Origin of the sequence: Longimonas sp. (assembly GCF_040409695.1) — a bacterium.
Classification (GTDB): Bacteria; Bacteroidota; Rhodothermia; order Rhodothermales; family Salinibacteraceae; genus Longimonas.
On sequence record NZ_JARWGJ010000071.1, the window covers coordinates 1 to 12118 of the forward strand.

The 12118-nt window shown below is 60.4% G+C and carries 5 protein-coding genes; all 5 read left to right on the top strand.

The window, feature by feature from the left end:
* Positions 1-270: 270 nt before the first annotated feature.
* Entirely contained in the window at positions 271-7152 is a 6882-nt protein-coding gene (locus PPP56_RS04365; RefSeq protein ID WP_353562815.1) for a LamG-like jellyroll fold domain-containing protein, read from the top strand.
* A gap of 105 nt (positions 7153-7257) precedes the next feature.
* Positions 7258-8454 carry a T9SS type A sorting domain-containing protein gene (locus PPP56_RS04370; protein ID WP_353562816.1) on the top strand — a complete coding sequence of 399 codons (1197 nt, stop codon included), beginning with the start codon at positions 7258-7260 and terminating at the stop codon, positions 8452-8454.
* 205 nt (positions 8455-8659) lie between these two features.
* The gene (locus PPP56_RS04375; protein WP_353562817.1) at positions 8660-10051 is read left to right on the top strand and encodes a dicarboxylate/amino acid:cation symporter; all 1392 of its coding nucleotides are present in this window, start codon (positions 8660-8662) and stop codon (positions 10049-10051) included.
* Between the two features lie 81 nt (positions 10052-10132).
* Positions 10133-11743 carry a tetratricopeptide repeat protein gene (locus PPP56_RS04380; RefSeq protein ID WP_353562818.1) on the top strand — a complete coding sequence of 537 codons (1611 nt, stop codon included), beginning with the start codon at positions 10133-10135 and terminating at the stop codon, positions 11741-11743.
* 3 nt (positions 11744-11746) lie between these two features.
* A partial coding sequence (locus PPP56_RS04385) for a sodium:solute symporter family transporter (protein WP_502912546.1) occupies positions 11747-12118 on the top strand: 372 nt, incomplete at its 3' end.

A 12118-nucleotide genomic window follows, 5' to 3' on the forward strand; every position in this document is an offset into this window, starting at 1 on the left:
TCCATGTCGCCAAGGGCTGCTTGTGTGGGAAGGTGTTGGTCCATCTCCCTTCCAAGCCGCCTGCGGCGACATGGTTTTTTCTACCCCTGATTGGCATATGTAGCCGATATATACAGCGGGGGACGACCCGACCTGGTCATCTGGCACAAGGCAGGAGACACAGATTGGCTATTTACATATAAAAACGAATCCAGCAGAGACAGGATTGCCATCAGCCGGGCGGGCAGTCAAGTCTATGAGGGTAGTGGGGGGACCGAGGTGGTGACCCAGGTGGACATTGCAGACTTCGACGGAAATGGTTTTCCCGATCTGCTGATTGCTACAGATGAGATTACCATACTCAAATATAATGGTGGGCTCGAGGAGCGATATAGCACCGGTAGCACCAACACCTACGATGTTGAAAATCAGGAGGTCGCTATAGGGGCGCTTGCCGTTGGAGATGTAAACGGCAACGGACGCAATGACGTTGTTGCAAGCCTTGAAGCTGAAGAAGGGAACGGTCAGCTCGTCTGGTATAAAAATCAGATTGGAACACCTGAAGAAAGCAACGCGCTCTTTGAACGAGATGAACTGCTCAGGCGCTCAGAGCTTAATAACGTTATTGCGCTGCGTGGACCCAGCGTGACCAGTCCCAGATTAGCATCAAGCGGAGACGATGGCATCCGTATCAATTCCGGCCGTCTGGGAGGATCATCTTTCCGCATCATTGACCCAGACGTCGATGCGCCGTCTAATGTAACCGCCTCTAACGGCACGCGTGAAAGCCAGGTACGCATCCGGTGGGACGACGTGTCTAACGTGGATGGATACCGCATCTATCGTGACGGAAGCGACATTGGAACCGTTGGTGCCTCAGATACAAATTTCGACGACAACGACGCGCGTCCGGGGTTGGTCTCGGAGTACTGCGTTGAGGCGTTCACCAGTGAAGCCGTTTCTGCACGGACCTGCGACTACGGGTACCGTCCGCCCGATGGAGCGCTTACGGGGCGCATTGCCACCTTGCAGAGCAGCGGCGTGCAAGACGTAGACGTATGCGTGCTGCCATCTCCCGGACGGTCGCTGCAGCTGGATGGCGTTGAGGGCACAGCCGTTACGCGTAACCCGGTCGTTTTAAATGAGGGAGACTTCACCATCTCGTTCTGGGTGAAGCGTACGGCCCGCGATGCAAGTCAGTATGTGGTAACACAGGGAGAAGCGAGCGGCAATCAAGGATTACAGATCGGCTTCCGATCTGCAGACACGTTCACCCTGGCATTCTGGAACAATGACCTCAACGTAAACACGGCACCAAGTACAGACTGGGAGCACTGGGCCGTCACGTATGAGCGGGCCAGCGGGCAACGGCTCATCTACCGCGATGGCGAAGAGGTAGCAAGCGACCTATCCAATGGCCGATATGAAGGCGAAGGCCCGATCTACATCGGCAGTCGATTTGCAGAAGCCAATTATTTTCAGGGGCTCATTGACGAGGTGCGCGTGTGGGACCACGTGCGCTCTGAAGACGAGATTCGCACGAATCGCTTTCAGGGCCTAACAGGCGCGGAGCGTGGGCTCCAGGCATACTGGCCCGTGGAGCAGGGAACGGGTGCTGCGCTGGCCGATCCCACCGACACTGAAGGACAAGGCTATGCCGTGTTTCAGGGAGGCGCGTATCGGAGCGAAGTTGCAGCGCCGTTGGAGGTATGTGCCCGTACTGATGACCAGGGCAACTATGAGATCGCCGGTATCCGGTACGGCAATGAAACAACCTTTCAGGTAACACCCTCGCGGGAAAGCCGTGAGTTTGACCCAGCCCGCACCGAGATCACGCTGAGTACAGGCAATCCGGTGCAGAACGAAGTTGGGTTCACCGATATATCCAGCTACACGCTGGAAGGAAGCGTACAGGTGGCCGGATCGCAGTGCTTCGTTCCCGACCTGCCCATTGCCCTCGACGGTGAGGTGGCCGGCCAAACAGACAGCGACGGATTCTACTCACTTGCTGCAGAGTCGGGGTCGTATACCCTGGCCCCGAATCCCCAAGGCGTTGAAACCCCAGACGAGGAAAGCGAACCCCGCTTCTTCCGGGTGGCTGGTGCGAGCGGAGACGAGGCATACGAGATCGACGTGAATGACAACCAGGCAGGGCTGGACTTTGTCGAGACGACGCAACGCACACTGCGGGGCGTGGCCGGCGGCGGGAGCTGCGGCATCGACATCGGCGTTGTGGACCTGCTCATTGAATCGGAAGATCAGTGCTTCAGCCGCACTATTTCGATCGACACGGGGTCAGACCCTGAGTACGTGATCGACGACCTGCCCCCGCTTACGTACAACGTGAGCGTGGCAGACGTCAGCGACGTGCCGAACGGGCTCAGCAAAACCGACATCTTGAGCTTCTTCGAAAACGCGTTCGGAACGCAGCAAGTCGACCTGACAGCTGCCAGCGATACGCTCGATGTAACCTACCGGGCTCCGCTTGCCGTGTCGTTCGAAGGCTTGCCCGAGCGCACCCCACAGTGCAGCAGTGGCCTCACGATTGAGAACCGAACGGTGGCCAATGTGCCTGTGCTTGAGCAGAGCGGCGATGAGATTCCGTATCAGATTCTCGTTGCTGAAGATTATGGCGACGCAGGGCGCTGTCCGGTGGCTGAAGGAGAAGTGCAGGTGTTTGACGAGTGGAAGGGCACGGAAAACGAACCGCGTGTCCTCGAGATTGAGGATGGCGTGGCGCAAGACACAACCGTGGCCCGAGAACCATCGTTCACCTCGCGTGAGGTCGACGGAGTAGACCGCACCTTCCAGCAGGCCCTGACCGCGTCGGCGGATGTAGACGGACGAACCGCAACGTCGACCACCTGGGCTCTGATCGAAGGCCGACGCACCCGCGAAGGGACCGACTTTGTGTCGGGACAGACCGGCCCCATCCCGCTCCAGATTCTGCGCAACCCTCCTGGTGATGGCTCCTCCTCATTTGTCGAGGAAGGCGCTCGCTTCTGCCGTACCGTTGGCACAACAACCACGCTAACGAAGGGCCTAAAACAAGAAGCATCGATTTCAGGAGGAGCTGAGTTCTATAAAGGACTGGGCTTCGTGACAAAAACAGAACTGACGACCGAGTTGGGGGTCAGCTTTGAACTCACCTGGGAGGCCGTGAACAAGTTTGGGTCGCGCATCTGTGCGCAGTCCAAGGAACGCTTCTCCACATCCACAAACCCGGTCTTGACCGGCGAGCAGGGGGATGTGTTTATCGGAACCGCCGTAAACATGCTCTTTGCAGAGACGGATGTGCTTGAGCAGACCGATACAGGAAGCTGTGAGCTGGAGCGGTTTACGGAAGTGGGCTACGAGCCTGAAGAGTTCGACACCATCTATGCCTTCTCGCGCTTCCACATTGAAAACAGCCTGCTTCCGCGCCTCAGCGATCTGATGGACGACGCACGCCGACAGGCAGATGCAGGGAACACAGAGGCAGCGGACCGCCTCGCTGAGCTCCAGGCCGACTCCTCAGCCTGGATGGGGCATCTGCTTTACAACGATAGCCTGAAGACGGAAGCTTCGCTCGTTGAGAATCGCTCATTCGATGCAGGAGCAAACTACACCTTCTCAAGCACCAGTGAAAGCAACTTTGACTGGTCGTTTGAGACCTCCATCAAAGCAAAACTGGACGCCTTTGTTGGGTTTGAGGTGAAAGAGTCTGGCGTCGGTATTAAAGGTAAGTTTACGGCCTCCAGCGCGCTACGACAGGCGATCAACGCAGGCGTGTCTACACAAGATACGCGTACGGTCGGCTATACACTGTCGGATGGCGACGTGGGCGACTACTTCACGGTCGACATCAAAGACGATCCGGTCTACAACACACCGGTGTTCGACCTGCGTGGCGGGCAGAGCAGCTGTCCGGTAGAGGGGCCGATCACTCGCCTCGATGGGACCGAGGTTGACGGTACCGTGCCGCGCTACAAAGCCGTGCTTCAGGCAAACGGCTCACCGATTCGTGAGGGCGTTCCACCCGATGAGCCGGCGGTGTTCGAGCTCACGCTGACCAACGACAGTCCGAGCGGTGAAGCTGCCGCATACGAAATCCGTCAGATCCATTCCAGCAACCCGAATGGCGCCCGGCTCTCCTTAAACGGAAACGGACTCGGCGGGGCTCTTGAATACTATCTCGAACCCGGTGAAGACGGCTCGCAGCGCGTCACGCTGGAGGTAGCACGTGGAGCCACGGGCTACCGCTACGAGGACCTTCAGATCATGATGTATCCGCCCTGTGAGCGCTCGCTCTGGCAGAACGGAGCCGATCTGCAGATGGCCGACACGCTCAGCGTGAGCGTCCAGTTTGAAGCGCCCTGCACCGACGTTGACCTGTTCCGTCCACGAGAAAACTGGACGGTGAACGCTGCCGACGATGACCTCGAAACCATCCTCAGCAACTTCAGCCTCACCGACCCGCGTGAGCTGCAAGAGGTGGGGCTGCAGTACCGCCGTGCTGGCCAGGAAGGCTGGACCGACGCATTCCGTGTAGAGGCCGACGAGGTGCGGGCCTCGGGCAACAGGATGACGGGCCCAAGCGAGCGCTACGAGCTCGTCAGTGCCTGGCAAGAGGTCACCAACCTGCCCGATGGCGAGTATGAGCTACGTGCGTACTCGTTCTGCGACGGCGCCGACCGACGCGTCTACTCGCCACCGGCTCTGGGGCAGATCGACACCAAACGTCCCGAAGTGCTTGCTACGCCTGAACCGTCGAACCAGGTGCTCTCTTTCGGAGGCACGGTGTCGGTCCAGTTCGACGAGCAGATCGACTGCGGGTCGGTCGTCACTGAAGGCGAATCCCCGACGCTTGTGCTGCTGGATGAAGCCGGCGAGCGCATCGCCATCGACGCTCAGTGCACCGGAGACCAGATCGTGATCGAACCGCGCGAGGCTGGAGGCTACAACGCATACGAGGCGCAGATCCTGACCGCCGAAGTGCGTGGTACCGTTAACATAGAGGGTGAGATGGTGCCTGGCGTAACCGACCCTGCAGGAAACCCGCTCGATACCGCCGATCCGCTCTCCGACACCGAGACGTGGAGCTTCGACGTGCGGCGCCAGCAGTTTGCCTGGCAGCGCTCCGCCACAACCGCAGAGGTTGAGTTTCAGAGTACAGGTCTCTTTGAGGAGGTCCTTACGAACGGAAGTCCTGAGCCGGTTGTGTACGCGCTCGAAAGCGATACCTACGGCACCGATTGGATGAACCATTCCTGGCTGACGCTCGACGAGCCCACAGGGACGCTCCCCGCAGGTCAGCAGCGTGCCATCACGTTCAACGTGTCAGACGCGCTTGAAAAAGGAACCTACCAGGACCGCATTCGCGCCAATTCGGCTGTGGGTGGGCAGGAGCTCGACGTTACAGCCGAGGTTACCTGCACGGCTCCGTTTGGCACGCCTCCGATAGGGGCTGCGTACACGATGAATGCCACGGCTCGCCTTGTCATCCCGGAAACGCTTGGCGGCGACGGGGTCTCCACAACAGCCGGTGACAAGGTCGCTGCGTTCGTGGGGAGCCAGCTGCGTGGCGTTGCCTCGCTTGAGCCTGTCGACGATGGCAGTGGGCAGACCACATACCGGGCCTTCCTGAACATCGCAAGCGACCGGCAAGCAGGCGAAACAGTAACCTTCCAGATCTGGGATAGCGAGCAGTGCACGGTCTTTCAGGCGGCAGAAACCTACCCGTTCCAGGCCAACAATGTGCTGGGGGATGCAATCGCTCCCATCACATTCACAGCTACCGATGCATCCATGCAGTCGGTACCCCTGGCCGAAGGGTGGACCTGGATATCAGTGAATACGGAGACCGAAGACGGAAACTCGGTTAACCAGGTGCTCTCGACGCTCATCCCTGAAGAAGACGACCTCGTTAAGAGCCAGACGGCCTTTAGCCAGTTTGAGGGAAGCCAGAATACCTGGGTTGGCTCGTTGAACACGATTGAGCCGGGAGCGGGCTACCTGATCCAGTTGGCTGAAGCCAGCACGCTCTTCCTGCTCGGCGAGCCGGTGGCTGCCGACCAGCCCATCGACCTCACTGCCGGATGGAACTGGATCGGTTTCCTGCCACAGCAGGCCATGCCGATCAACCACGCGTTGAAAGACCTTGAGCCTGCTCCTGAGCCGGGCGACATCATCAAGAGTCAGACGGCCTTTGCGCAGTACGTCAACGAAAACGTAGGCTGGCTCGGATCGCTCGAAACGCTGCATCCGGGGCGGGGATACTTCGTGCGGCTTACCGAAGAGGCCACCCTCACGTATCCCACAGAGCCCCCCACGCAGACCACCGTGCGAGTACGCGCCGTGGGAGAATCGGCGCCCGACACCGCCCCTTCCAGCGAAGGCCCACGCCTCATGGCTGAGGTGCCGGTTCTCTTCAGCGCCGATGCCGCGATGGCATCTGCCTCCGAAGACGAAGCAGCACGTATGCAGCGCACCGTCTCTGACGCAATGCCAGAGTGGACCGTTGTGCCTGCCGACTACGAGACAAGCATGGCCGTCGTAGCCACGCTGCAGTCCGACGGGGCGACGCTCTCAGATCCGCGCACCCGCCTCGGCGCATTCGTCGACGGAAACCTGCGTGGCGTAGCGCGTCCGCAGCGCGTGCAGCAGGGGCAGGGGGATGCGTACCGCGCCTTCCTGACGGTGCACGGCGACCTCGGCTCCGATGAAGAGGTTACTTTCCGGCTCTTCAACCCGCACACCGGACAGGTTCACGAGCGCGTGCGCCTGCTGGGCGGAATAGAGGGCGTAGACGACACCGTGCCTGCGGAGCGTCTGCCGAGTAGCATCGCGTTCCAGGGCAACCAGCCGCTGGGCACGGTGGGCCAGCCGGTGCGATTCAACGTGGGGGATCTGCCCGACGATTGGGGACCCGGCGAGTTTGTGCTGGAGCAGAACTTCCCCAATCCGGTGCGCTCAACCACTACGCTACGGTTTGCAATTCCGGAAGAAGACCACGTTACGGTTGAGCTGTACGACCTGCTCGGACGGCGCGTGCAAACCATCGCCGACGAGTCGATGCGCGGTGGATGGCACGAGCTTCCATTCGATGCAAGTCGTCTGGCCAGCGGCGTCTACTTCTATCGCCTGAGCGTGGGCGACTACCGCGCCTCTGAGAAGATGACCATCGTGCGGTAGGCTTCCGCTGTCCTGAATCGGGCGTATGTCGCATCTGGCATGCGCCCGAAATCAGGTCGATTCATTTGCACCCATCTGCACCCCCGTTTGACTCCGTGCCTCGTCATGCTTAGCTGTTACCGCACCGCCAGTCGGATCTGCCGCCCCTCGGCCGACTCCTCCTTGACCGGCCGCTACCTGATTGGTAGCGCGCTTCTTCTGAGCGTTCTGCTCGGCCTTCTGACTGCCGTTGTGCCGTCTGTACATGCCCAAGAGTCGGGATGGACGGTCAACCCTGCGGACTACGAGCATACGATGACCGCAACGGTCGCTGTCACCCTGGATGGGCAACCAGCGCCCGGTGCAGAGCTTGGGGCGTTTATGAACGGAGACGTGCGCGGTACAGCTACCGCCACCGAAGGAGCAGGAAGCAACGGGCAGGCGCTGCATTTCATTACCATTCACGGCAACGCCGAATCCGCCGGTGTGGAAATGCGGCTCTACGACCCCGAAGCCGATTCGATATACATAACGAGTGCATCGTTTCCGTTTGCGATTGACGGGATCGTCGGATCACCCTCAAATCCGTTTGAGGCGGTATTCGGATCCGTGTCTATTCCCGACGTGGCAGACTGGGAGGTGGATCCGAGCGACTACGAGCATACCATGACGCTTACCGCCAGCGTGCATGTAGACGCCACCGATCAGTCGGGTGGACTCGCTGACGACCGCCTCGCGGCGTTTTCTGCAGGAGGTACCGTGCGGGGCGTGGCTGAGCCGGTGGCTGTAGGAGATGCCTTCCTCTTCTTCTTGACTGTGCATGGCAACGCCAGCGATGCCGGGCGCACGCTCCCGATGCAGTTCTACGACACCGTCACCGATACGGTCTACGCGGTTCAGGAAGATCTTGTATTCGAGATCAACGCCGTCACTGGGAGTCCGTCGCAGCCTGTTCAGCTGGTTGCGATTGAAACGTCTTCTGACGACGAAGGATCGGACGACGAAGAGCCCAGCCCCGATGATCCGGAAGACTCCGACGATACCGAAGCAGCGCCCATCCTTGATATCGTGACCGTGGCCCCGAATCCAACGACAACGACCTCAGAGGTCGTCGTCGCCGCAAACCATACGTTCCCGGTGCGTCTTGCGCTCTACGACACCCTTGGGCGCGAGGTCGCGGTGCTCTATGAAGGAGCGCTTCCTGGTGGACAGGCGCAGCGCGTGCCGCTGCCGGCGCAGCGGTTCGCCAGCGGTATGTACTGGCTGCACCTCACCAGCTCCGCCGGACGCCCCGCGACTCGTTCGGTTGTCATCGCCCGGTAGAGCAGGGGTCGCATAGAGGAAGTAGTACGCCGCAAAAGCAAAGCACGGTACATGAGAGCACACGCCTCGGCACAGATCTGCGGTGGATCTGGGATAGATCTGAGCATCCCGTATCAAAAATTGGGCCGTGGCTTGTTTTAGGAGGATAGGTTCCGTTTCTTGTAATTCTTAGTCGTCCTTCTATTGTCCTTACCTGCTCGCCCCCATGCCCTGGTATAAAAAGCTGCACTGGCAAATCATTATCGGCCTCATTCTGGGGCTTGTCTACGGCGTCATTGGAGCAGCAATGGGATGGGAGCAGTTCACTGCGCACTGGATTGCACCATTCGGCACCATCTTCCTGAACATGCTGCAGGTCATTGCGGTGCCGCTGATCCTGGCCTCGCTGGTCGTGGGCGTGGCCTCGCTGGCCGACCTGAACAAGCTCTCTCGCATCGGAGGCAAGACGATTGGGCTCTACCTGTTAACAACGGTGATTGCTCTCGTTGTAGGGCTCACGCTTGTCAACACCATGCAGCCGGGCGGAGCCGTGCCCCCCGAAATGCAGCAGCAGCTTGAAGAAACCTACCGCGACGATGTCGACGATCGCGAGGCGTTTGCAGAAGACGCTGCCGACCGCGGACCGCTGCAGCCGTTCGTCGACATGGTGCCGTCGAACTTCTTCTCGGCGGCCTCCGACAACAGCAATATGCTGCAGGTGGTGTTCGTCGCGCTCTTCATCGGCATCGGACTGATGCTCATCCCCGGTAAGCAGTCCAAACCCCTCCTCGACTTTTTCGAAAGCCTGAACGCGCTGATCATCAAGCTTGTGGAGCTGATCATGCTCACGGCGCCCATCGGAGTGTTTGGGCTGCTGGCGGATGCGATCGTGTCGATTGCTGCCGACAGTCCAACGCAGCTTGCGCCGCTGCTGGGCGCGCTCGGATACTACTGTCTGGCGGTAGCGTTAGGGCTCTTCATCATGATGTTCTTCGTGTATCCGATGTTCATGAAGCTCTTCACTCGCAAGAGCATCCCGGAATACTACAAGGCCATCGCGCCCGCACAGCTCGTGGCGTTCTCTACCTCGTCGAGCGGAGCTACGCTTCCAGTTACCATGGAGGTGAGCGAGAAAAACTTAGGGGTATCGAAAGAGATCTCCTCGTTCGTGCTACCGCTCGGGGCCACGATCAACATGGACGGCACAGCGCTCTATCAGGCCATAGCGGCGGTCTTCATCGCGCAGGTCATCGGGCTGGATCTTGCGCTTTCGCAGCAGCTAAACATCATTCTCATTGCTGTGCTGGCATCTATCGGCACGGCCGGGGTGCCCAGCGCAGGCATCGTTATGCTGGTTGTCATCCTCGAATCGGTTGGCGTGCCCGCCGCCGGAATCGCCCTCATCCTCGGTGTCGACCGTCCGCTCGACATGCTACGCACCGTCAACAACATCACCGGCGACACGATGGTCGCTTCCGTTGTCGCTGAAAGCGAAGGTGCACTGCGCGACGTAGACGAATCCATGTACGTGAGCCTGGGTGAAAACGGCGAGTTGGGGGTTTCGGGAGACGCCTCCGAGGAACCCACGGACGACGCAGCGCTCTCGAAAGACGCGTAACGAGAAGGGGAGATAACAGTAAGGAGTGTATCCCAATGCTCGATAGGCGTAACCCAACAATGCCTTACATCAATGCCTTACATGATGTACTTGCGCGTACTGCTCAGCGGCATGCTACTCGGTGGCGTGCTGTTTGGGCTTCCCGGAAGCGCAGCGGCCACAGCATCTGCCGTAGTTGATCGTGAAGTCGATTCTACCCGTACGCATGAAGCGGAGGCGGGCCCTGTGCATGCCGACGAGGCGCTGCTGCTAACCCGAAGCGCTCCGGCACAGCATCACCTGCGCGCGGCACACGAAGCCCTGCATCGCTACCGCATCGACACTGCCCATGCGCACCTCGACACCCTCGCCGCGCATTCCGATGGCTACTGGGCCGCCCCCCACGGGCGCGCCCTTGTTGCGCTCTTTCAGGCTTTTATGACCGAAGAAGACACGTACTTTGAGGACGTCGATACGCACGCCAATGCCCTACGCGATGCTCTCAACCAGGCTCCCGATAGCGGCAGCCCATGGGTAGCGCACATGCAGGGCGAGGCCGACCTGATGCGCGCGCTCGTTGCAGCACGCGAAGGGAGCTATATCCGCGCGGCCTGGCGCGCCCGCTCGGCCTTCCGCACGCTGCGCCGCAACACCGAACGCTACCCAGACTTCGCAGAGAGCCGCCTTGGGGTGGGGCTGATGCGCTACACCGTTGGGGTGCTCCCCGGGCGCTATCAGCGGGTGTTGCGCGTTATCGGGTTTCAGGGGGATGCGGAGCGCGGGCTTGCTGACCTGCGTGAAGCTGCTGAGGCGAGCACCATCAACGCGGTGTTTGCCTCAGCAGCCATCGGGCTAATGCGCAACGCCGTAGAGCGCGATACGGACGCCGCCGTTCCCCATCTTGAGGCCGCCTACGAGCGCTACCCAGACAGTCCGCTCTGGGCCTACGTCTACGGGTTTGCCCTGATGGAAAACCGCCAGGTAGACCGGGCCTACGAGGTGCTCACCCATGGACTTGAACAGGTGGAGGCGGGGGCCACCCCCGTTTCGTTTCTGCACTTCTTTCGTGGGCGTGTCGCGTTTGCCCGCGAGGACTACCAGGCCGCGCAAGACGCCCTGCGCACGTACATCGATCGCCATGCCGGCCGGGCACTCATGCCCCCGGCGCATCTCTACCTGGGTCTGGCTACCGAGCTCGTTGATGGGTGGGAAGCGGCCCGGTCATACTACGAGCAGGTCTCAGACGACCGCGAGTTCGACGAAGATGCGGCGCTGGAGCGCTGGGCAGAGCGCCGGCTGCAGGGGCCCATGTCGGAAGTCGACCGTGCGCTGCTGAGTGCGCGCAATGCGTACGACTCCGCGCGGTACGAGACGGCCCTGGAGCAGCTCCAGACACTCCTCAACCAGAACACGCTCTCTGCAGAGCAACGAGCCGAGGCCCACTACCGTAAGGGACGGGTGTATCAGGCACAAAATGCATTCAACAGCGCATTGGCGCACTACGCATCGGCCCGCTCCCACACCGACCGCACCTCTAACGCACAATGGGGCGCCTGGTCGTGGTATCATGCGGGCACAGTGTATCGTGACCAGCAGCGCCCCGGCGCGGCAGCGCATGCTTTTGAAGCCGCAATGGACTGGCCCACGCCGTACGACTATCACGAAGGGCTGCACCAGGCCGCCCGCATCGCCCTCTCTCGACTTGACGCGTAACGCATGCATTGGATCGACGGGCTGATTATCGTTACGTACCTCGTGGGGGCACTTGCCCTTGGAGCGTACCTGTCGCGGCGCGCCTCGCAGTCGCTTGAGGATTTCTTTATCTCGGGGCGCTCGCTTCCATGGTGGCTGGCTGGCACCTCGATGGCCGCCACCACGTTCTCGATCGATACCCCGCTCTACGTAGCAGGCGTGGTCGGCGAGCGCGGGGTAGCAGGCAACTGGGAGTGGTGGGCCTTCGGGGTTGGACATGTCGCCCTTATCTACGTTTTTGCGCGCCTCTGGCGCCGAAGCGAGGTCGTGACCGACGCCGAGCTCATCGAGATGCGTTACGGAGGGCGCCCGGCGGCTATCTTGCGCGTGGTAAAG